The sequence below is a fragment of the Pedobacter sp. T50_32 genome (genome assembly GCF_057652195.1).
This window is the reverse complement of record NZ_JBYFBY010000002.1, coordinates 63,627-87,551: the sequence shown is the minus strand read 5'-3', so window position 1 is coordinate 87,551 and position 23,925 is coordinate 63,627. Positions and strand designations below refer to the sequence as shown.

Here is a 23,925-nt window from a genome sequence, read left to right as displayed (position 1 = left end):
TAGTATTTTAGTTTTCTACATCAAGGCAAATAGCTTTTTTATAAACCAATCATTGATTTACATTTTGTGGTTTATAATGCTGTTTGTAAAACTGCTTCTTAAAATCCTTATACTGTTTTACCGCACCTAAGGTATGCATCATTTTAATATAATACCAAGCTAGATCTATTTGATGGGGCTTAAATCCGCTCCTGGCACTTTTAGGATATAAATGATGATTGTTGTGCCATTCGCCAGCAACAAAGCCTGGCCATAATTGGTTGATAGAATTGTCCTTTAAATTATAATCTGTTCCTGCTTTCTTTTTGTCGTCGCCTTTTCCATGGCCTTCATAATTAAAAGTCCGTACACCTACGCCCCAAAAGCCCGCAGCTCCGAATAGTGTACAAGCTAAGGCATGGCCACCAAGCAGATAAAAGGTGGTGTACCAAAATGCCCAGTTCAAGAGCCAAGATAGAATAGCTCCTTTCGGACTAACATAAGAGCCCCATTTTAAGTATTCGGCATACGAATTTGATTTTACGCCAGTATGTTGCATCAATTGTTGCACACGGCTAAATTCAGCTTCACTTAAATCTTTTGCTATGGGCTGATGATTTACATCAGCTAAAAAACAGTATAGGAAACCCGCTTGCGCATTGTATGGATCCCCTGGCTTATCTGATAAAGAATGGTGAACGTGGTGAGAAACCACATAAATTTCTTCTGGAATAACGTTTATGGTTAGGTTTTGCGTGAAAAAACGCCAGAATTTATTTCTGAAAGTATAAGCACCATGGGTACAATATCGGTGGTGCCAAATTGTACCGTGTGTGCCCATAATAATCATACTATAAACAAATGCAGCCAAAACTGTCCACCATTCTAAATAATAGATCAAAAAGATAAAGAAGAATGGGATTAAACATAAAATTTTAAGCCAGCTAAATAATGGAAGCCAATTTTTCTTATCCTTAAAAACATTTAGTCTGCTAAAGAATTCTTTTATGATTTGAGCGTGGGTAGGCTTAATTAACTGGCCGTTTTGGTCCTTCCACCCATAGGCAGGCGGCTGCAGAACCTTTTCAAAGAAGTGCATTTTTCGTTTGTTCTAGTTTGTTGTTGGTTGTATTCTTAACGAATTCAGTTGTAAGTTATGTTTTTTTATTAGTAATAATGAATTTATCGATAGCAGATTAATCTTTTCCTTGTTGACTGTTAAATGTAAGGAGGAGATATTTGTATCCGTATAACACTATTTTCTCTAAAATTTCTCCGTCAAAGGAACGGTAATAGCAATAAATTTTGGTCATTTGCTAGCGGTCGAGAGCCTAAAAAATATTTGTGTTCTTAAAATAATGTTTAGCTTTGCTAACAATGAAATTTAAGGCTTTCTTATTGGTATTCTATCTCATGGGCATGATGATGCTTCCGTGCAGTGATGCCTATAATGAATGCAAGCCTGAGCAAAATCTGCAATCTAAAGTTAAATCGGCTACTGAACATAGTCACGGTGCCGATGCAAACGATAATTGTAGTCCTTTTTGTAATTGCAGTTGTTGTCATACCACAATCGACACTAAATTTCTAGCTAAAAGGGATGAGGAACCAAGAGTTACCTTTTTAGAAAAAAAGTATCTTTTTACCAATCAACGTTTCGTTTCTAACTACTATGGAAGCATTTGGCAGCCGCCGAAGCTTAATGGTTAACTTTTAATTTTTTCGATGATGTGTGTTTAATAGTCTCATTAAGCGCTCTTTGCTATGGCTATTTCCTGCCAGCAAATCATCATTAATATTTTATTGTTAATCATCCATGAAAAAATGTTAGATAAAATCATTTATTTCAGCATTAAGAACAAGCTATTCATTGGTTTAATGACCTTGGTTCTTATCATTTGGGGTGCTTGGAGTGCAACCAAGTTACCCATAGATGCCGTACCCGACATCACAAATAATCAGGTGCAAATATTTACCAGCTGCCCAACATTGGCAGGGCAGGAGGTAGAGCAGCTAGTGACCTTTCCAATAGAGCAAAGCATTGCCAATGTGCCTAAAATTGAAGAGATACGTAGTATTTCCCGTTTCGGTCTTTCGGTAATTACGGTGGTGTTCCATGAAAAGGTTGACATCTATTTTGCCCGTCAACTGATCAATGAGCGCTTGAAAGAAGCCATTGATAAAATTCCGCAAGGTGTAGGCACGCCAGAAATGGCCCCTGTAAGTACAGGTTTGGGAGAGGTCTACCAGTATATCATCCACCCTAAAAAAGGCAGTGAAAATAAATACAATGCCAAAGATTTGCGCAGTATGCAAGATTGGATTGTTGCTAGACAATTGTACGGCACTCCCGGAATTGCCGAAGTAAACAGCTTTGGTGGACAGTTAAAACAGTATGAAGTGGCTGTAAATCCGGATAGGTTGAGGGCAATGGGGGTAAGTATTCCAGAAATATTTACGGCTTTAGAAAAGAACAACGAAAATACAGGCGGAGCTTATATCGACAAAAAACCGAATGCCTACTTTATAAGAGGGATTGGCTTGGTGAGTTCTTTAGAAGATATCAAGAAAATTGTAGTTAAAAACTCTGGAGCAGTACCTATTTATATCAATGATGTAGCCGAGGTAAGGTTTGGTAGTGCAGTGAGATACGGAGCTTTAACCTATAATGGTGAGGTTGATGCGGTAGGTGGTGTGGTGCTAATGTTAAAAGGCGAAAACAGTAATGAAGTGGTGAAACGCATCAAAGCAAAAATGCCAACCATACAAGCTTCGCTGCCCGACGATGTAATTATTGAGCCTTATCTAGATCGTACCGATTTGGTAGGGAGAGCAATTGCCACCGTAGAAAAAAACTTGATTGAAGGAGCGCTGATCGTGATTTTCGTTTTGGTCATTTTCCTTGGGAATCTTCGTGCAGGACTGATTGTTGCCTCAGCTATTCCATTAGCCTTACTTTTTGCCTTGGGCATGATGAATGTTTTTGGTGTAAGTGCCAATTTGATGAGTTTGGGCGCTATCGATTTCGGTTTAATTGTAGACGGAGCGGTGATTGTAGTAGAAGCAACGATGCACCATTTGGGCTTACGAAAATCGATGAATAAGTTATCGCAGGTCGAGATGGACGAAGAGGTTTTTGCATCAGCTTCAAAAATTCGTACCAGTGCTGCCTTTGGCGAAATCATCATTTTGATTGTGTACATCCCAATTTTAACGCTGGTTGGTGTAGAAGGAAAGATGTTTGGCCCAATGGCGCAAACAGTAGGTTTTGCCATTTTCGGAGCACTCATTCTATCAATGACTTATATCCCGATGATGTGTGCGCTTTTCCTTTCTAAAAAACCGATGCTGAAAAAGAATTTTAGCGATAAGATGATGGCAAAATTGCAGGGAATTTATCAGCCATTGCTAGAAAAAGTAATCAAAATCAAATATTATGTGGTTGCTGCAACGGTGTTATTGTTCTCTGTTTCTATTTTCTTTTTCAGTAGGATGGGTGGTGAGTTTATCCCGCAACTGCAGGAAGGTGATTTTGCTTTCCATTGTATCCTTCCACAGGGAAGTTCTTTGAACCAAAGTATTGAGACTTCTATGCAGGCTTCAAGACTGATCAAGCAGTTTGATGAAGTGAAAATGGTAGTTGGGAAAACTGGTGCGGCCGAAGTTCCTACCGATCCAATGCCTCCAGAAGCTACAGATTTAATGATAGTGCTTAAACCTAAAGAGGATTGGAAAACCAAGAGAAGTTATGAGGAACTGGCAGATGCGATGATTGAAAAGTTAGAAGTAATTCCGGGAGTCTTCTTCGAGAAAAACCAACCCATACAAATGCGTTTCAATGAGCTAATGACCGGTATTCGACAAGATGTTGCAGTAAAAATTTTCGGAGAGAACATCGATACCTTGGCTAATTATGCCGAAGAAGTAAGTGAGGTGATACAAAATGTGGAAGGTGCAACCGCTCCGCAAGTAGAGCGTGTAAGTGGACTTCCACAAATTAATATTGAGTATGACAGATCTCGTATTGCTAATTACGGCTTAACCATACAAGATGTAAATGAGGTAGTGAGTACCGCTTTTGCGGGTAAAAGTGCCGGAAAAGTATACGAGAACGAACGACGTTTTGATTTGGTGGTACGTTTAGATAGCACGCACAGAAGTAGTATCGATGATGTAAGTAATTTGATGATCCCAACTGACAAAGGGCTTCAAATTCCATTGTCGCAAGTAGCTTCGGTTGCTTACAAATTAGGACCAGCGCAAATTAGTAGAGAAGCTGGAAAGCGACGTATTGTTGTGGGGTTCAACGTTGCTGGACGAGATATACAAAGTGTAGTTACAGATATTCAAGAACAATTGAAGGAGAAAATCAAGCTGCCATCTGGTTATTATTTCACCTACGGTGGACAATTTGAAAACCTGCAAAAAGCAAGTTCCCGTTTGATGATCGCAGTTCCAGTTTCACTGTTATTGATTTTTGGCTTACTGTATTTTACTTTCCGCTCGTTTAAACAAGCTATTTTAATTTTTACGGCGATACCAATGAGTGCCATTGGAGGTGTGTTCGCATTGATGTTGCGTGGTATGCCATTCAGTATCAGTGCTGGCATTGGCTTTATTGCGCTTTTCGGGGTTGCCGTTCTCAACGGTATCGTGCTCATTGGCACATTTAATCAATTGAAAAAAGAAGGTATGAATGATATTTTAAAAAGGGTAAAAGAAGGTGCAGTTACCCGTTTACGTCCCGTTTTAATGACCGCTACGGTAGCATCTTTAGGCTTTTTGCCAATGGCGATTAGCACCAGCGCAGGTGCGGAAGTACAAAGACCGTTGGCTACAGTAGTAATTGGCGGATTGATTACAGTAACTTTTCTTACACTATTTGTGCTGCCTTTACTCTACATCATTTTTGATGGAGCGATTAAATTGAAAGGGAAGTTTGGACGCAAAACCGTTGTTGCAATAGTAGTCTTTTTGCTTTTCGGATTTTCTTCTGCTACTGCACAACAACGTATTTCGGTAGAAAATGCCATTGAAACTGCATTGAAAAGTAACCAACAATTGGATATAAACCAAGCTGAAGTGAATAGCGCCAAATTGAATTCCAAAACAGCTTTTGAAATACCCAAAACTGGCATATTTGCGGAAAATGAAGATTATCGCCCGTCTGATAAAGTAGGGATTTTAAAGATTGGTGTTTCGCAGGCTATCGCTTGGCCAGGTTTGTATGCTGCTCGGAAGAATTACTTGAATGCACAGCTAAAATATGCAGAGTTAAATACCGACTTGCTTAATGCTACGATAAAAAGAGATGTGAAAACTGCTTATTATCAGCTATGGTATTTGCAAGACAAGCAATTACTTTATAAACGTTTGGATAGCATTTACACGATGTTGTTTAAAACTACCGAACTACGAGTTAAAACAGGTGATGTAGCGAACTTGGATAAAATTGCAGCGGAAGCCAAAATGAAAGAATTACAAGCTTTCATGATGCAGAACAATAAGGAAATGAGTATTCAACAGCAACAGCTGATGATGTTATTGAACCAAAACGAATGGTTGTTGCCTTTGGCTTCGTCGTTAGTAAAAGTAAGCGCTGCAACTAATGATGTTAATGGAGGTCATCCTGTTTTGGCACTGCAAGAACAGAATGTGAATATTTCATCATCAAACATTGCTGTACAAAAGAATACCAATAGACCGGAGTTTTCGGGCAGGTTCTTTTCGCAACGATTATGGGGTGCAAACGATCCATTTACGGGTTTTTCGGTTACGGCAGCTATTCCGTTGTTTGGTGGTGGTACTTATCGTAACAAGGTAAAAGTGGCAACTGCAGAAAGAGAAGTGCAAGAAAAAACGCTTGCCTATCAGATGCAGCAGTTGCAAACACAAAGAAATTCTGCCATTGCAGATGTAGAGAAAAATCAATCGTTACTAGATTTTTATGAAACTGCTGGATTGAAACAAGCGGAGCAGATTATGGCTGCTGCTACCTTGAGCTACAAATCTGGTGAAATCAGCTTTGCGGAACTAGGACAGTTTTTAAGCCAAGCCATTGGTATTAGACAAAGTTACTTAGATGTCTTGAACCAATACAATCAGTCAGCTATCCAATTTAATTACTACAACAATAAATAAGATGAAACTTGTTTTTAACATATTATTCTTTGCTTTAACTGTTATCACGATTAATAGTTGCGGAGAAAAACATACAGAAGGCGATGGGCATAGTCACGGCAGTGAAACCAAAAAATCTGAAAGTGCTAAAGAAGAAGGTCATGGAGAAGAAGAAGCTAATAACATCACATCGCTTAGCGAAGAGCAAATTAAATCGGTTGGCATCACGTTGGGAACCATAGAACAAAAAAGTCTAACCGCTACCATTAAAGCCAATGGTGCATTGCGAGTGCCCAATAATAATAAGGCTAATGCAACCTCCCTGTACGGAGGTTTGGTAAAAAGCTTAAGAGTTCAAATGGGTGATTATGTTCGCAAAGGACAGGTAATTGCAACGATTGAAAATCCACAGTTTGTACAATTACAAGAGGAATATTTAACCATTGGCAGTAGAATTACTCTGGCAGAACAGGAAATGCAGCGTCAACGTGAACTTAATGCTGGAAATGCTGGCGCTTTGAAAAACCTGCAAAATGCCACTGCAGAACTAAATTCGTTGAAAGCTAGAAAATCATCGTTGTACAAGCAAGTTCAATTGATGGGGATTAATCCAGCATCGATTACTGCAGCTACGTTGACAGCTGCACTTTCGGTAACTAGTCCAGTAAGTGGAACGGTAAGTGCCGAATTTGCAAAGATTGGAAGCTACGTAGATGTTTCATCGCCCGTGGTAGAAATTGTAGATAATAGTTTAATCCACCTAGATCTGCAGGTATTTGAAAAGGATTTGCCATTTGTAAAAATAGGGCAGTTGGTAAATTTTACGGTAACTAATAATCCACAGATTACCTACACAGCTAAGGTTTTTAATATCGGTTCTTCTTTCGAGAATGAGAGCAAAACTATTGCCGTTCATTGTACAGTTACTGGAAATAAAGCTGGTTTAATTGATGGGATGAACATTACTGGCATGGTTAGCGTGAATAAAGCATTAACGTCTGCCGTTCCGAATGAAGCAATTGTTGAGGCCGATGGTAAGTTCTACATCTTTGTACAAACCGATAAAAAGGTAGCTGCAGAAGGTGAGGAAAAAGAGCATCCACACAAAGAAGGAGAAAAACATGATCCTGTAATTGAGAAAGGTCACGGTAACAATACGAATTTCGAAAAAATGGAAGTTGCGAAGGGAGTTTCGGAACTTGGCTATACAGCCATCACTCCTGTGGGAGAGATACCTAAAAGTGCAAAAATTGTTACCAAAGGAGCCTTTTTTATTAATGCCAAGTTAAGTAACGCTGGAGGTCATGATCATTAATAGATTTATGAGTGTTTAATATTTAATATTTAGGCCAAAAGGTGACCATTAAAAATAAATGGTCACCTTTTTTTCGAATATCTTAAGTTGGCATCGTTCTACAGTATAGGCGATTTTGGTGTTTTTATCATTTTCTTATGTTTTATTACCTGTAGTTTAACAATTCTTTATTTGATTTTGGTGTTGTTAATCAGATTTTTAGACTATTATCCTCTTAAAAAAGTAACCCGATTTACATCTATTAAGTAGTACTACTCAAAAAGTAACGCGAGTATCAGTACCCAAAAAAGGCGATAGTTGATATGGTACTTTTGTCTGTAGCTCATGAGCAGACCAAGGAGAGGATACTACCTAGTTGAAGTTTCCATTGGTATGAAGTGAAAACATAACACCATAAAATCATATAATGAAACACTTAAAAACCATTTTATTCTTTGCGCCAGTATTGGCGATTTTAAATGCAAATGCTCAATTAAAAAAACAGGCCATCACTGGAGATGCAACTCTAATAAGTAAAAGTGCACCTAGTAATGCTCTTGTGGCAAAAGTTTCGGACAGAGGCAATGGCACCGAACTAGATTCGCTTAGCGTAGGCGCTACTAATGTCAGCAAAAAAACATCAACTACCGAAGTTGAGCATGTTGGTCAATCAACTAACACGGAAAATCCATATAAAGTTGCAATAGGGGTTAAATTCCTATGGGGTATTTCGGCAACAGGAAAATATTTTTTTAAGGATAGAAATGCCGTAGAGGCAATAGTTCGCTATAGGAGTTTAGGTGGGATAGCGAATGATATTACAGTGACTGCACTCTATCAATATCAGCGTCCGATAGCTGAAGTTAACGGGCTTTATTGGATGCTTGGCGGCGGAGCCTATTTTGGAAATTCTTCAATAAAAAATTCAATACTACCTACCGAATATAGGGATGGTACTGGTTCGTTCTATTTCGGAATTGCTGGAGTAGCAGGACTAGAATATAAATTTGCGGGAACGCCTATAGCCGTAAGTGCAGATTGGATGCCAGCGATTAATCTGAACGGTGGAGGTTTTGGATCGGAAAATGGCGGTATAGGTATTAAGTATACATTTTAACAAAAGCACCTTTGAGGTTTAAATTTAGTAGTTTAATGTAATGTGTAGCCGACCTTGCTATTTGCGGGTCGGCTTTTTTATACAAAAAAGAAATTTCTAATGATGCTATTTTACTAGGCCACGCAGATAGGCCTCTTTGACCAATCCCACAGTATTTTTAACATTAAGTTTTTGACTTAGACTTAACCTGTGCGATTCTACGGTACGTATGCTCAGAAACAACTTGTCGGCAATTTCTTGGTTGGAATATTCATTGGCAATAAGGCTGAGTATTTCGTTTTCTCTTTTGGTGAGTTTAAGCAGTGAAATAGATTTTTTTCCAGAAATGGTTTCCTGCAGAATATTTTTCTTGATAGACTCATCTATGAACTGTTCGCCTTTATTCACTGTAGTGATAGCTTCTATGAGTGTAAGTTGATCGGTTCCTTTCAGCAAATAGCCATCTGCACCGCTTTTCATCATCTTTCTAACATATACGGTTTCCTCATGATTGGTGAGTGCAATGATCTTGATTCCGGGATATTTACCTTTGACGGTTTTGCATAAATCAATCCCATTGCTATCGGGGAGTTCTATGTCTAACAAGAGCAATTTTGGGACTTCGATTTCTAGTTTTTGTAAGAGCTGCTGTCCATCAGTTACAGTAAAGATAATATCAATCTCTGTACTTTCTTTTAAGATAGCCTTCAGCCCATTTAAAATAAGCTGGTGGTCATCAGCGATAGCTATTTTTATCATTTTATCAAATATAAGTTAATAGTGCAAACTAAGCAAAAGCAGGAGTATCTATTTTCAGTAGAACTACCTTAGTTTTTGTTTGCGTAGATGTGCTCTTAAATGAGCTATAATCTCCCCATAGCTTTGTAGAATGAGAATAGCTTTAATGGTAATGCTGACGGCCGCAATGATGTCGTGCAGCAAAGAAAAACAGGAAGAAGGTGGTGTGGTTAGCGGTTTAGCTACCGATTCGCAAGGAATACCTTTGGTAGGTGCAAAAGTAATTGTAGACAATAGTGTTTTTTTTAACGCAAATCTAACTGCTAGAACTGATGATGCTGGAAAGTATAACCTAAAAATTCCTACGGGATCGTGGTATGCATTTGCACTTTACGAAAAAACTTATCATGGTAAAAAGTATAGCTTTTACCTCCATCCAAATAGTGATGTTGGTTTTGGTGGCGAGGGGGCGGTGCGCAACTTTAAGTGGCAACTTACCGGAGAAAAAGCTCATCCATTATCGGGCTATTATGGTGGTTTGGTAACAATAGATAACTATCCTGAGTTCAACACCAATGCTGAGGATATTGAATTTACCTTCACACCGCAAGGGAAATTGATAGATGATACTAACGGAACCACCTTCATACGAAAAGCGGAGGATGGTCATCAGTTGAAGGATTTGCCAATGGGCAGGTATCTGGTAACGGCCAGATACAATGCAAATCCACTTACGTTACGAAAATGGAATACAGACAATGCTTTTGAAACCAGCTTGATATTTGATTTTGAGCCCCAAATTGATGGTCAATGCGACAATTGTTTTAAGATAGAATACAATAGATAATGAAAACAAGATTTTTTAAGTGCGCTGTTATTTGTCTACTTTTCCTAACTGCATGTAAGAAAGAAGATACTGATGTTGTTCTTCCTCATGGAGACGATAATGCGATTGCGATACCGCCGTCAAAGAATGCTCCCGGTTTGGGCGACAATGACGATGAACCTTTGGGTAACGTGTTGATATTGCCTGAAGGTATAAGGATTGTAAAACGCACACACAAAAGGTTCGATTCTAGTATGGAGAAACTTTATGCCCATGTGAATGCGTTTTACGTAGACGTCAACTTGGTGAACGATCGTATGCCCGGAACTCCGCCTGTTTATGTAGAATTTCCACCAGGACTAATAGGGGTAAGTATGGATCACAATAAACAAAATGGACTTTCCATCGAAAAATATATTATTCCAGTGCCTCCAACAGAACGTATTGGAGGAGGACGGGACACGACCACAATCTATGTAGGAATGTTATGTATCAATAAAACCCGTTCTATGCCTTGGTATGATAACGACGAACAAGAACAGCGCTTCCCTATATCTAGAAACAACTATGAGCGGTTTTTGGTAACTACCGATCCCAATTTGCTGAAATTTTTGGAAGAGGTGAAGAATAAGCCAAAGTTGAGGATAACTAAGCATTGGGATCCTGTTGAAGCACACGAACCAGATTATGTACAGCCTGAATGGATGAAGATCTATGGCGATATCAATGAAATGGCCTGGAAAATTACCGATGGCTGGGGTATCACCAATAAAGAGCTGCGAGAATTTAGGAAAGCATTAAAGGCATATGAGTAGCGTATCTTAAGGAGTTGGTTAAAGGGATATTGATGTAGATGCTGGTGCCTTCGTTAAGTGTCGAGTTTATTTCGTGGCTTCCGTTAAGTAGTTGTATCCGATTGATGAGATTTGAAATGCCTAATCCATTTTTTTTGATGCTATTTACATCAAATCCCTTTCCGTTGTCCTCAATGGTAATATCTAAGTGCGTATCTGTAGCGGTAAGCTGCACTAGGGCTTCCGAGGCATTGGCGTGTTTGATGATATTGTTCACAGCTTCTTGTACTATTCTATAAATGAGTAGCGCATATTCGGAATCTAATTGGCTCGTATTGCCAAAAATATAAGAGGTGATTTGTAGATTGCTACTTGAGGCCTTAGCGCAGAAGTTGTCTATAGCATAGGCGAGTCCCTCTTCCAAAAGTACGTTTGGCGCCATGTTATGCGAAATACTGCGCACTTCTCTAGTTGCGGCATCAATAAGAGCTAAAGTTTTTTCTTTACTTGTCAAGCATTCCGAACTATCTGTTCCATCTATTTTGTTGAGTTGCATTTTAGCAGCAGATAAGGTACTGGCTACGGCATCGTGTAATTCTTTTGCAGTTCTGTTGCGTTCTCTTTCTTCTCCGGCAAGTAATGCGGCTAAAAGCTTAACTTCTTGCTGCATAGCTATTGCTTTCGTTTTTTGTCTGTAGATTATAAATGTAATAATGCCCAACGCAAGTAAAAACAAGATAACAAGTGAAGTAATTAGGATGAGATTATTTTTGCTGCTTATTTCATTGGTATGATTCGCAATCTGTAGTTTTTGTTTTGTCAGTTGCTGTTCCTTTACCTTGGTTTGGTATTTTGTCTCAATATCTTGGATGGTCTCATGATTGGTTTTACCAATAAGTGAATCGTTTAGTTTTTCATATTTTTTTCTGAATTCCAAAGCTAATTCGAAGTTTTTGGCATGGGCTTTCAGTTCCGAACCTAAAAGATATACCTGTTTGAGATCAGCAATTACCATAGACTCTGCAGCATTTGCAATACATTTTTCGAAATAATGGTTTGCTGATTTGTAATTTCCAACACTTTTGTAAGCATTAGCTAGTCCCTGATACACGTAGGTGTCGTAGCCAGCAGGAGCGTTACCAAGTTTCAATTCAGCAAGCTTTAAAATCTTAATGCTTTCGTCAAATTTTTGCTGACTATGGTAGATATCTCCCAAGTTGATATAGCCTGTAAGTAAAAGGTCAATATCAGTTGTTTTTTTTGCAATCGACAATAATGTTATCGAATGTTGTTTGGCTTTTTCAAGTTGGTTTTCAAATACTTGTGCCACTATCAGGTTAACTAGGCTTCGTCCCATAGCCGAACTATCCTTTAATTTGGTGGCGATATCGTAACCTTGTTTAGCGTAGAAGCTGCCTTTTTTGTAATCTTTGAGATCTATAAAAACCGATGCAAGGTTACTATTGAATTTGCGCTGATTGAAAAGATCATTTGTTTTCTCTGCTACTCTTAGCGCTTTTACATAATATTCAGCAGCCCTTGTCATCATCGATAGTGAATAGTACAACAGACCGATATTGTTATAGGCATTTGCCTCCGCGTTTTTGTTGCCTATTTCAATACTTTTTTGCAGTTGCTGATTGGCAATTTTCAGTCCCTCTTTGTACTTCAGTTCACGATACAAGAAATTAGTATAGTCGCCAGTGTATTTTAAGAAGCCGTTATCAAATTTGATTTCCTTTGCCAATTTGCCAGATTGCTTGAAGTAAATATCAGCAGAGTCCTTCTGTCCGGCAGCGGCTTTTTCTGTTGCGATTTTAATAAGTTGATAAACCTTTACAGAATCTTTAAGCTGTTGGGGATAGGCTGGTAACGATAAGAGGAAAAATGATAAAATGAGAACGGGAAAGCAACGGTAAGAGATCATAATATACTATTGATGATGGATGCGGCAATAAAAACACTCTAAGGCTTTGTAAATATAGCTAAAAGTAGTATTTGTTTTTCAATAGTCTGTACATCAATTACTTATTCAGTAATATTACTTATTTTCTATTTTTAGGTAATACTACTTATCATGTTGTTTCTTGATATCTATTCGTAGACAAGTCTATTTAAGACAGCAGACTTTGGTGTATGTTACAAGAAAGAAACTTTCCGGTCTACGTATAAGCACTTATTCTTTGGATAGGGTAGTGTTACTGATATCTGCAAGTCTTGGAAATTGCAGCTTTGTACTTTATTACGTAAATCAATGCAAATGTACGTCCGTAAATTAGGTTTCGTAGCCTTAGTAATCTACTCATTTTTCTTGCTGGCTTCTTGCAGTAAAAAGAATACTGTATCGCCACAAGATCAGCACAACCCAAAATCTTACCCAGTAGGTAGTGTTTTAGATCATCCGTTAGGCGATGAAGTGTTAAGAAGCAAAGTTATCGGTCCGCAAGGAGGTAGTCTAATAAGTATGGACGAAGACCTAGAAATCATCATACCTGCTGGTGCCTTGGCTAATGCGACAGAAGTAAGTATAGAGCCTATCACCAATACCAACCCAGCTGGCCTTGGTACTGGTTTCCGCTTGAAGCCTCATGGCATTGTATTTAACAAGGAAGTAGAGCTTGTGTTTAATTATAACGAAGACACCGGACTTTCCTCAACACATTTCCTTGGTATAGCTTACCAAGACGATAAAGGGTTTTGGTGTTATTTGCAGCCTACGGAGGTAGATGTTGCAAATAAAAGGGTCAAGGTGAAGACAAAGCATTTTAGCGATTGGGCACTGATGCAGTGGATGTACCTCTTGCCACAGGTGAGTACAGTGAGAACTAATGATATTTTAGATTTGAAAGCGGTAAGGGTATTACCATCGGCAACTGCCGATAATGGTTTTCTAGTTCCGTTGGTGCCACCTGATGGGACGCCTTTAATGGTTGGGGAACAAGTGGATTTGGAAACCAAGTACGTTAAACGGTGGACTTTGCCTGGGAATGTTGGCAAGCTTGCACCATCGGGTAGTAGTGCTCGGTATACGGCTCCAGCAACACTTCCCCATATCAATCCAGTAGCAGTAAGTTTGGAACTTAATATGAGCAATCATCAAGTGCTATTGGTTTCAAATATAGAAGTTATGGGCGGAGAAATAGAGTTCAGGATAGATGGAGGTAATTTGATTACGATAAGAGATGCTAGATTGCTTAAGACTGCTGACGGCTATATGCTCGTTAATAGGGATAACAATGGCGGATTTGCATTAAAGTGGAAAGGGAATAGCAAATGGATGCTTTTCAATAACGCGAATTCACAGCATAATACATTTCAATATGTTGTACCTGGTGGTAATTCGATATATACACATACCAATAATCAAATCTTACAACCACTGTCGGTTAGCGCAGGGCATATCAAACTAAAATCTGTTAGTGAAAGTGCCGTATTTGGAACATTTAATTTGGGCACTGCCGGACATTTTTCAGTTCCAGTAGGTGACAGAATCGGTATAGTGTCAATAGAAGGAAAATTCAGTGCAAAGAAGATTAGTTTTTAATAATTAATGATAGTACGCTCTCAACGTCTATTCATCATGTTGTTTGGGGAGTACCATCATTATGGTGCTCCCTTTTTATGCTATGATAATGTTCTCAAAATTTTTGGTATGCTGTGAACTTATCGGATCTGTGAAATAAAAAAGCCGCTTGCTTAGGCAGCTCTATCATATTAATTTGCCTCTTTTTTAAAGATTTTGCCTTTCACATCAATGTATAATGTAGTTGTACCATCATCGGAAGTTACATCTGCGTTATAATATTTTCCTATCTTGGCATCCTCCACAATAACCATATTGTCAATCTCATAGCCTTTTACTCTATAAGGGTTAATAGCAGCCGAAATAATTGGTGGAAATTTTTTGTCGAGAACAGGATGAATACTTTGGAGCCATTGACCATCCTTGCTAACTGTAAGTACCGAGCCATTGGCTAGCGAAGCCACATAATAACCCCTTAGATCATCCTTTATCCATTGTAAGATCTTTTGACCTCCAGATTTGCTTTCGCCAGTAGCTTTAACCTTGGCAGGAATGTTTTTTTGCTGCTGAGCCCTTGCTTCAAGGTCTACCATTGCGCCTGAAATGAAAAGCAGGCTCGCAATCATGATTTTTTTTATTGTCATATTGATTAATTTTTGACAAAAATAGAGGGCTTGCCAGCGGCATAATATAGGGTTTTTACGCTTTTTATGACATCGGTAGTTATACTTAATTTATTGATTGTTTGAGGGATATGTTGTTTTGGGAGTCGTATCATCATACGTTCGAAAATACAATTAGCAAGCGCTTTAAAGTTCATTTGTAAATATAAAAATGTCGTTTGTCGATTAAACTGCGCTATAGATGGGCGAACCTTTTACTATTTGGACAAATCGTAGAGGTTTGTAAGATCGTTTAATTAATATTCGCAAAAGAAATGAACAGCAGATATTCATCTAAATATCGACATACCCTAAATATTTTTTCTGTTTTCCAACTATCAATATTTACCTTCTTTTTACTTCATAGTCCTCTTGCCAAGTCTCAAGATGGATCTGGGTTTAATATACAAGGGGTAGTTTTCGGTGGAGCAGATAAATTAGACGGTGCGTCTATCCAATTAATTACTCTTGAAAAAACGTTGCCAATAAGATATGTGATGAGCGATAATGAAGGAAAATTTATTTTTAGAGGTGTTCATTCAGGTCGCTATTTAATTAGTGTCGGATTTATGGGCTATCGATCCTATACTTCAGATACAGTTAAAATCAGTGCCGATTTCATATTTCCAGCCATAAAGTTGGAGGCTATATCTTCCAGTCTAAAGGAAGTGCAGGTTGTCGCAGAACTTCCAACCATAACACAGCAACTAGACAAACTAGTTATTGACGTAGGACGGAATATTGCCGCCAATGGGAGTTCCGCTTTAGAGGTACTTGAAAAGTCGCCGGGCATTTCGATTGATCAGAACGGAAACCTAGTGATGAAAGGAAAGCCAGATCCTGTGGTAATGGTAAACGGTAGGCTAGTACAGTTGTCAGGAACAGATCTTACAGAAATGCTTAGAGGTATTGCTGCCAATAATATCAGTAAGATTGAGCTGATCAATAACCCATCTGCCCGTTATGATGCTGCTGGCAATGCAGGGATCATAGATATCAAACTACATAAACCAATACAACGAGGAAGTAATGGCAATATGTCGTTAAATGGAGGTTACGGTAGGCTTATCAAAAGTAATAACGGTGGAAATCTTAACTATAGGCAGGGCAATTTTTCGGCTACGGCCAATTATAACTACGCCTATCGTGGTGATTTTGCTGATATGGAAGTTAAGCACCTTTTTGGAGATCGATCTGATGGAGTGGCAAGTTCCTTTCAAGATTTCTACCAAGAGGTTACCTTCGGCGCTCATACATCAAGATTGGGCATGGAATATCTTTTAGGCAAGGCTACTACCTTGGGAACGGAGCTGTTTAGTAATTTTACAAACATTCATCGTAATATAGATAATGTAACTTCCCTATATAGTGCCGATGCTGGGCTCAGCGGTTTTCGGAATATGTTAACAAATACTACAAATGACAGGAAAAATTATGGTGCTAATTTTAATATACGACACCAGTTTGATACGCTGGGAACAATCCTAGGTCTGGATATGGATTTTGCTAGATTTAACCTTGATGATAAGCAGTCTTATGATTTCAGTTATCTCAACCCAAGCCATCAGCATTCTAGAGATCCGATATCCTTATTTAATGATTCGAAGGGAAGATTGGATATCCGGTCTGGAGCTGCAAATTTTGAAAAGCCTTTCCTAAGCGGAAAATTGGAGTTTGGCGCAAAGCTTAGTCATATCCGTTCTATAAACGATATGGATTTCTATAATAGGGTAGGATCAGAACTGCAGCCCAATGCAGAACTTAGTGGTACATTTAGTTACAATGAACACATTCAAGCCGCCTTTACCAATTATGGTAGAAAGTTAGGGAATATCAATTTGCAATTAGGGTTAAGGACTGAAAGAACTGTAGGGCAAGGACAAGGTATAACTACCTTTGGAAGGAAATATGTGCAGCTTTTTCCTAGCGGTGCCTTCAGTTATCAGCTTAGCCAAAAACACGGACTTGGTTTTAATTTTAGTAGAAGGATAGGGCGACCGAGTTATGCGCAGCTAAATCCTTACTTCTATTTCATCGAGCCAACCATTACAGTAGCAGGAAACCCAGAGCTACTACCAGCGCTAAACTATACAATGGATGTAAATTATACGCTGAACAATAAGTATATAGTGAGTTTGAATTATTTTCGGTCAGCCAATCCTATCACCGAAACCCAGATCTTAGACAATGCCAATAATATTCTAGTAGGTTTTACCAATCTAGAGCGCTATGAAAGCTATTCGGTAGTACTAACGTTACCCTTTAAACTAACCAAATGGTTTAGTTCTAGTAATAATGTAAGTGGTTTTTATGGTCAGTACAATGGCGAAATTGATGGTCAAATAGTTTCAAACGCACGCCCCCATGTAATGATTAATAGTAATAATAGCTTCACATTTGGTCCGTGGTCTGCGCAACTTGTAGGAAATTATAATGGTAGTCAGTATTATGGTAATATAGAGCTTAAGGCCAATATGTCTGTGGCCATAGCAGTGCAGCGTAGTTTTTTGTCTAAAAAAGCTACACTAGGCATTAACATAAGCGATATTTTCTTTACAAACAACATCAGATGGGCAAATTCTATGCAGCGCTTCGCAGTCCATGGTACCCGATTAAGAGACAGTAGGACAGCATTAGTAAATTTTTCCTACAAATTTGGTGGCAACGAACAATCAATTAAGCGTAAATCTGGAAGTGCAGAAGAAGAAAAGAGCCGTGCCAATTAGAATAGTAAATTTTTTATCATAGTTGGTGTGCGTTATTGCTAAAGTTATGAAGAACATTATTTACCGTATTTCAACTGAGTAAATCGAATGGTTTCGTCTATCATTTCTTTTAAAATATCTATATTGATATCTGCTAACTTTTTTGCGTAAATACAACCTTTGCCCATTTTAAACTTACCTAACTTAGCAAGTAATTCATCGTTTTTAGGGGTGCCAGTATAAATGTATAACGAAATAGCTGCCTTACGTGGAGAAAAACCTACCAACGGCCAATCACCTTCTTGGCGGCTTTTTTCTGATTTGTAATGATAAACGCCAAATCCTATAATACTCGGTCCCCACATTTTTGCTTCGTAACCTGTGTAGTCTGTGATTATTTTTAATAGCTCAAAGCCATCTTTCCGTTTTTGCTCGGTGTCTGCAAATGTATTAATGAAGTCGGCTACATTTGCTTCTGTTTGTTTTGTTTTAACCGTTGATTTAGGCGTTCTTTTTTGATCGATTGACATAGATATTTGATTAATGATTACTAAATCTACAAATGATTTTTAATGAAGGGAAAAAATCTTCAGCCAATAATGCTTAAATGTGGATATCAGTAATTCGATTGATTATTAACCAATCACCCTAATTGGATTACTTAACATTTTATGGATAGGACATTTATCGGCAATGATCATCAATCGCTTTCTTTCATCGTCAGATAAATCTCCAATTAATTCGATCTTGCGTTCAATCACTGTACCTTCATTCATTTCATCTTCTGGACAAATTGCTAAATTTATCTTAATACCTTCCAACGGGATTTCCTTTCTGTCGGCATACATTCTAATCGTAATTGCTGTACAGCTACCTAAACTTGAAAGTAAAAGTGCTCCTGGCGCCATCCCTTCGTTAGTTCCACCCAAGTCCTCAGGTTCATCGGCATAAATAAAATGCCCATCTGCATAAATTTTTGTTTTATATCTAGACTGGTCTAATTCTACTACTGCTGTAATTTGCTTTTTGCTCATATTGCTGTTTTTTCTTTAAATTTAAGGAATGGAACAAGAAAATAACACTAACGATAGATTAAAAGTTTTTCAATCCTTTATTGGTAAGGAGGTAGTGCAGTCGCCATCAAACTTTATGAACTGGCTAAAACCAACGGTAATTAGTGCCGAAAAAGGAAGTTTGCATTGTAGTTACATCGTTAGAAAGGAAATGACCAATCCTTACGGAATTTTACATGGAGGCATTACTGCAGGCATTATTGACGACCTTATTGGTGCAACGGTATTTACGCTAGGACTGAAAAATGCTTACACTACCGTAAATAACAATATAGATTATTTTGCTCCGGCTAAGGAGGGAGATGTGATAACCGCAAAAGCAATCATCATAAAACAAGGTCGCACTATTATTAATCTACAATGTGAAGTCTTTTTACCATCAAAAAACAGATTAATAGCAAAAGGTTATTCGAATATGTTAAATGTAGGGTGATTTTCTGAAGATTTACAAAAACGTAACGTTTGTGTTGCAATTTGCGTAATTGTGCGTATATTGAGTTAACAATCAACTAACAATTCACAAACTATGAACAGAAAATTTACACTAACCTTGTTAGGGTTCTTGCTGTTGGCGATGGTTACCTATGCTCAAAAGGCAGTAAAAGGAAAGGTAACTGATGCAGCAAACGGGCAAGGAATTCCTGGAGTGAGCGTTTCGGTAAAGGGGCAAACCGGAAACGCAGTTGGCACCAACAATGATGGCTCTTTCACCATCAATGTCCCATCTAATAATGCTATTCTGGTATTTTCTTCTATTGGTTACAGTACCAAAGAAGCAAGTGTGGGAACTCAATCAACTCTAAACATTACGCTAACAGAGAGTTCACAAACCTTGGAAGGGGTAGTGGTAACTGCTTTAGGTATTGCTAGAGAGAAAAAGGCACTTGCTTATTCGGCGCAAACTGTATCTTCAGAAGAGTTAACCAAGAATAAGCAAACGAATGTGGTAAATGCACTACAAGGTAAAGTAGCCGGTGCTCAAATTTCAAGTACAGGTGGTGCGCCTGGGCAGGGGTCAACAATTCGTATTAGAGGTATTAACTCTATAGATCCTAATAGATCAAATGAACCCTTATTTGTAATAGATGGAATTTTAATAGATAACTCTACCTCTACTTTTGGTTCTGGAGCAGACTTAAGAAATATGAGTAACAGAGCTACAGACGTTAATCCTGAAGATATTGAAACTATAAACGTACTAAAAGGAGGGGCTGCAACAGCTCTTTACGGTTTAAGAGGATCTAATGGAGTTATTGTAATTACAACTAAAAAGGGTAAATCGGGTAAATTTGATGTTAATTTTAGCTCCACCTATGGTGTAGAAAATGTTAATAAAAAACCAGATATTCAGAAAACTTATACAGCCGGGATTTTGGGGGTTTACACACCTATAGGTTTAGGTCCTGCTTGGGGTCCTACTATTGCCGAAGCTAAGATATTAGATCCAACTCATCCAGATCAATTATTTGATAATTACGAAAGGGCATATAGAACAGGTAATCAAACTAGAAATATCTTAACACTATCTGGTGGAACGGAAAAAGTCAATGTATTTTCTTCATTTGGATATACCGATCAAGAAGGTATGTTGCCTTTCACAAGCTTTAAAAGCTATAATGGCCGTTTAAATACAGATTTTAAGATTAGCGATAAGTTCAAAACTTCTGTGAATATGAATTTTACCAAATCTGGGGGAGATAGGTATAATGCAGATAGATTTGGAGAGAGTTTAGCTTACTTTTCTGGAAGATGGGACGTGAGAGATTATCTAAATCCCGATGGTACGCAGTTATGGAAAGGTACTAACAACCCAATTTTTGGTGCTGCAACAAATAAGATGAAAGATGATGTAAATCGTTTCATAGGAGGAGCAGCATTTAATTATACTCCAATAAGTTGGCTTAGTTTTGATTATAGATTGGGTTTTGATACCTATTCGGATAATAGATTAAGAACTGCACCAGGACCAAGAGGTATAACAGGAGAAAGGTTATATGACAACGCAGATGGTCTAGTAGGAGAATATAACACAACTTTTAGAGCAATTAACTCAACATTTGTAGCTTCTGCAAAATCTAAATTAGGTAATGATTTTAACGGTACACTAAGAGTAGGACAAGAACTTTACGATAGACACGTAAAAAATGTAGGTGTTTTGGGTACTGTGCTTACTATCTACGATTATTTTACACTTTCAAATGCAAAGGTATTAACGCCTACACCTCCATCTGAGAGAAAGTACAGGTTAATGGGGATCTTTGCAGAAGCATCTTTAGATTATAAGAATTATATGTTTTTAACCTTTACTGGAAGAAATGATATTACTTCTACGTTGTTAAGTCCTAATAATTCATTTTTTTACCCATCGGCTAGTTTAAGCTATGTTTTTAGCGATCACTTAAAGTTACCTAGTGTAATTAATTTTGGTAAAGCTAGATTTTCTTATGCTCAGATAGGTAAAGATGCAGCAGAATATTCAACTTCTACAGGTTATGCAACTTATACTGGATTGCCAGCAGGTAGTACTGGTTTTACCAGAGCAGCTAACCTCGGTGACCCTGCTCTTAAACCTGAATTTACAAATACTTTTGAAGCAGGTTTAGAAATGTCCTTCTTTAAAAGTAGATTAGGAATAGACTTTACTTTCTATAATTCTATTAGTAAAGACCAAATTATTAATGCTAATATTTCTTCAACTACAGGTTATGTTACCGCTAGTATAAACTCAGGTAGTATGAGAAACAGAGGTTTCGAACTTTTGTTAAAAGGTACTCCAATACAGGGAAAAGATTTTACATGGGAAACTAGTTTGAATTTTTCTGCCAATAGAAATAAAATTCTTTCAATAAAAGAAGGGCTAAATGAAATAGTGTACGCTACACAAAGTGGTTATTCTGGCGCAACCGTAACCATGAAGTTAATTCCAGGAGAAGCTTATGGTAATTTGTATGGTACTCACTATTTGAGATATTATGGCACTGATGCTCAGGATCCTTTACGCACAGATAAATCTAGATCAATTGTGATCGGAGCAGATGGTTTTCCTGTAAGAGCACCGATAGCAAGCCAAAAACTATTAGGTAACACCCAGCCAGATTGGATTGGCGGTATTACTAATACATTTAGGTATAAGAATTTTGCATTAACGGCAATTATTGACGGAAGATTTGGTTTAGAAAAATATAATCAATTAGAAAACTGGTATGCGGCATTTGGTATTGCTGATTATACTGCTGATAGGAGAGACTTTAGAGTTTTTGATGGTGTTTTAGCTAATGGTACACCAAATGCGAAGAGTGTTTGGTTGGGACAGGGAATTGGGCCTGATGCTGTAAATTATACTGAAGGTTATTACAGGAATTCATACAGAACTGTTTCAGAAAACTTTGTTCAAGATGCTTCATTTATTAAACTAAGAACTGTTGATCTTTCGTACACGTTGCCTACAAGCTGGCTTCCTAATAAAGTTATTAAAAGGGCCACGGTTTCAGCTACAGCTAATAATATTATCTTATATACTCCTTTTTATGGTTTAGACCCAGAGTCTAGTTCAACCAATAGCGGAAGTAATATAGATGGCTTTGCTGGATTTACTTATCCAGGAGCTAGAACATTTCTATTTTCATTAAATGTTGGTTTCTAATTTAATAAAACATGAAAAAATATCATAGATTAATAATATTGGGAAGTTTGGTTTCTGTTTTTGCATTGCAATCATGTAAAGACTATTTTGATCAAAACATCAATCCCAATCAGGTAAGCAATCCGTCCTTACCTTCAATGCTTTCAACTGTAACGAGTAAGGCTGGTATAAATAGCTATAGAGCTGGTAGTATTGTTTCTAATTACGTTCAATATACAGCAAATCCAGTGGCTTCTGCCGCTAGCGATACCTATCAGATTGTGGATCATACTGATACTTGGGACGCATTGTATTTTGCAATGGCAGATACAAAGGATTTAAAAACTTTTGCGCAGGCTCAGGGTTCTAGTGAGTATGTGGGCGTTGCTAACGTTTTATTAGCTTATAATTTAAGTTTGATTAATGATTTGTGGGGAGCTGCTCCGTATTCGGATGCATTTAATCCAGCAACGTTAACTCCAAAATACGATACTGAGGAGCAGAACTATAATAGCATAAATACACTTTTAGATGAGGCTATTGTTGAGCTAAGTAAAACTACAGCGGTTATTAAACTAGCCGCCGCCAGTGATTTAATACATGGTGGAGATAGAGCTAAGTGGCTAAAGACTGCATATGCGTTAAAAGCTAGGAACTTAATAAAAATAAGTAAGAAAAGTACGTATAATGCAGCGGCTGTACTTACAGCGGTAACTGGATCGTATACTTCTAATGCTGATGATGCAGGTATGGCCTCATTTGTATTGAGAAATAACTGGGCTACAATTGCAATAAACAATGCCAGTTTAACATTGGGAGGCTGGTTGTCTGAACAGTTTATCGATCATTTGAATGGAACATCTTATGGATTTTTGGACCCTAGAATTAGGAAAATTACCGATCCAACTTCTGTACCAGGAAATCCAACATATCCAGCATATATAGGTACTGTCAATGGCGCAGGAAACCGCAGTAATCCACCTCATAATAATACTGTTAAAGATGAAAATTATATAGCCGTTAGCTCACCGTGGACTAGTGCAACGGCACCTATCTTACTTGCTACATATGCAGAATTGAAATTTATAGAAGCAGAGGCTGCGCTAGCTACAGATCCTACACGTGCATATAATGCTTACATCGCTGGTATAGGTGCAAATATGGATAAGTTACAAGTTCCCACTTTAGATAAAACTGCTTATTTGGCTAATCCTACCGTCGCTGTAGGAGTTGGTAATTTGACAAAAGCACTTATATTTAAAGAAAAGTACGTAGCAACTTACCTAAATCCAGAAGCATGGAATGATGCGAGAAGATTTGATTATCAATATAAGAATTTTACATTACCTGTAAATTCAGCACTTACATCTTTTATTAGAAGGTTACCTTATCCTTCTGGTGAAACTACTAAAAACGGAGCAAATGTTCCAACAGAAGTTCCTTTAAATACAAATTTATGGTGGGATAAACCATAATCACTAAATATTAAAACA

At 37.9% G+C, this 23,925-nt stretch carries 17 protein-coding genes; 11 read left to right on the top strand and 6 right to left on the bottom strand.

The window, feature by feature from the left end; all coding sequences use genetic code 11:
- Positions 1-49: 49 nt before the first annotated feature.
- Positions 50-880, bottom strand: coding sequence for a fatty acid desaturase (locus tag AC23ME_RS05720; protein WP_487726799.1), 831 nt, complete (start codon positions 878-880; stop codon positions 50-52).
- A gap of 476 nt (positions 881-1,356) precedes the next feature.
- On the opposite strand from AC23ME_RS05720, the gene AC23ME_RS05715 reads away from it, so the two are divergent.
- The 4 genes from AC23ME_RS05715 to AC23ME_RS05700 all read left to right on the top strand — a co-directional run bounded on the left by AC23ME_RS05715 (position 1,357) and on the right by AC23ME_RS05700 (position 8,510).
- Positions 1,357-1,689 (top strand): DUF6660 family protein, encoded by a 333-nt coding sequence (locus AC23ME_RS05715; protein WP_487726798.1) that lies wholly within the window; start codon positions 1,357-1,359, stop codon positions 1,687-1,689.
- 54 nt (positions 1,690-1,743) lie between these two features.
- Positions 1,744-6,120 (top strand): CusA/CzcA family heavy metal efflux RND transporter, encoded by a 4,377-nt coding sequence (locus AC23ME_RS05710; RefSeq protein ID WP_487726797.1) that lies wholly within the window; start codon positions 1,744-1,746, stop codon positions 6,118-6,120.
- Between the two features lies 1 nt (position 6,121).
- Positions 6,122-7,414 carry an efflux RND transporter periplasmic adaptor subunit gene (locus AC23ME_RS05705; RefSeq protein ID WP_487726796.1) on the top strand — a complete coding sequence of 431 codons (1,293 nt, stop codon included), beginning with the start codon at positions 6,122-6,124 and terminating at the stop codon, positions 7,412-7,414.
- A gap of 406 nt (positions 7,415-7,820) precedes the next feature.
- Positions 7,821-8,510 carry a hypothetical protein gene (locus AC23ME_RS05700; RefSeq protein ID WP_487726795.1) on the top strand — a complete coding sequence of 230 codons (690 nt, stop codon included), beginning with the start codon at positions 7,821-7,823 and terminating at the stop codon, positions 8,508-8,510.
- Positions 8,511-8,615: 105 nt separating this feature from the next.
- Here AC23ME_RS05700 and AC23ME_RS05695 read toward each other — a convergent pair whose 3' ends face one another.
- Positions 8,616-9,248 carry a response regulator gene (locus tag AC23ME_RS05695; RefSeq protein ID WP_487726794.1) on the bottom strand — a complete coding sequence of 211 codons (633 nt, stop codon included), beginning with the start codon at positions 9,246-9,248 and terminating at the stop codon, positions 8,616-8,618.
- Positions 9,249-9,378: 130 nt separating this feature from the next.
- On the opposite strand from AC23ME_RS05695, the gene AC23ME_RS05690 reads away from it, so the two are divergent.
- Together AC23ME_RS05690 and AC23ME_RS05685 are read left to right on the top strand one after the other, a co-directional pair.
- On the top strand, positions 9,379-10,074 hold the full coding sequence (locus tag AC23ME_RS05690) for a carboxypeptidase-like regulatory domain-containing protein (RefSeq protein ID WP_487726793.1): 696 nt from the start codon (positions 9,379-9,381) through the stop codon (positions 10,072-10,074).
- Complete coding sequence (locus AC23ME_RS05685) at positions 10,074-10,868, top strand: hypothetical protein (protein ID WP_487726792.1); 795 nt, start codon at positions 10,074-10,076, stop codon at positions 10,866-10,868. The genes AC23ME_RS05690 and AC23ME_RS05685 overlap by 1 nt, the downstream gene beginning before the upstream one ends.
- Here AC23ME_RS05685 and AC23ME_RS05680 read toward each other — a convergent pair.
- Complete coding sequence (locus AC23ME_RS05680; RefSeq protein ID WP_487726791.1) at positions 10,840-12,774, bottom strand: tetratricopeptide repeat-containing sensor histidine kinase; 1,935 nt, start codon at positions 12,772-12,774, stop codon at positions 10,840-10,842. The genes AC23ME_RS05685 and AC23ME_RS05680 overlap by 29 nt on opposite strands.
- A 327-nt stretch (positions 12,775-13,101) precedes the next feature.
- On the opposite strand from AC23ME_RS05680, the gene AC23ME_RS05675 reads away from it, so the two are divergent.
- Positions 13,102-14,391, top strand: a complete 1,290-nt coding sequence (locus AC23ME_RS05675) for a hypothetical protein (RefSeq protein ID WP_487726790.1) — start codon at positions 13,102-13,104, stop codon at positions 14,389-14,391.
- 170 nt (positions 14,392-14,561) lie between these two features.
- On the opposite strand, the gene AC23ME_RS05670 is transcribed toward AC23ME_RS05675, so the two are convergent.
- Entirely contained in the window at positions 14,562-15,014 is a 453-nt protein-coding gene (locus AC23ME_RS05670; RefSeq protein ID WP_487726789.1) for a hypothetical protein, read from the bottom strand.
- Between the two features lie 293 nt (positions 15,015-15,307).
- Between AC23ME_RS05670 and AC23ME_RS05665 the strand changes: the two genes are divergently transcribed.
- Positions 15,308-17,758 (top strand): TonB-dependent receptor domain-containing protein, encoded by a 2,451-nt coding sequence (locus AC23ME_RS05665; protein ID WP_487726788.1) that lies wholly within the window; start codon positions 15,308-15,310, stop codon positions 17,756-17,758.
- Between the two features lie 56 nt (positions 17,759-17,814).
- On the opposite strand, the gene AC23ME_RS05660 is transcribed toward AC23ME_RS05665, so the two are convergent.
- Both AC23ME_RS05660 and AC23ME_RS05655 read right to left on the bottom strand, forming a co-directional pair.
- A complete protein-coding gene (locus tag AC23ME_RS05660) occupies positions 17,815-18,267 on the bottom strand; it encodes a DUF1801 domain-containing protein (RefSeq protein WP_487726787.1) in 453 nt (150 codons plus the stop codon).
- A 105-nt stretch (positions 18,268-18,372) separates the two neighbouring features.
- A complete protein-coding gene (locus tag AC23ME_RS05655) occupies positions 18,373-18,771 on the bottom strand; it encodes an OsmC family protein (RefSeq protein WP_487726786.1) in 399 nt (132 codons plus the stop codon).
- 28 nt (positions 18,772-18,799) lie between these two features.
- Here AC23ME_RS05655 and AC23ME_RS05650 point away from each other — a divergent pair, with 28 nt between their 5' ends.
- The 3 genes from AC23ME_RS05650 to AC23ME_RS05640 all read left to right on the top strand — a co-directional run bounded on the left by AC23ME_RS05650 (position 18,800) and on the right by AC23ME_RS05640 (position 23,907).
- On the top strand, positions 18,800-19,243 hold the full coding sequence (locus AC23ME_RS05650; protein WP_487726785.1) for a PaaI family thioesterase: 444 nt from the start codon (positions 18,800-18,802) through the stop codon (positions 19,241-19,243).
- Between the two features lie 93 nt (positions 19,244-19,336).
- Positions 19,337-22,453 (top strand): SusC/RagA family TonB-linked outer membrane protein, encoded by a 3,117-nt coding sequence (locus AC23ME_RS05645; RefSeq protein WP_487726784.1) that lies wholly within the window; start codon positions 19,337-19,339, stop codon positions 22,451-22,453.
- An 11-nt stretch (positions 22,454-22,464) separates the two neighbouring features.
- Entirely contained in the window at positions 22,465-23,907 is a 1,443-nt protein-coding gene (locus tag AC23ME_RS05640; protein ID WP_487726783.1) for a SusD/RagB family nutrient-binding outer membrane lipoprotein, read from the top strand.
- Positions 23,908-23,925 lie beyond the last annotated feature (18 nt).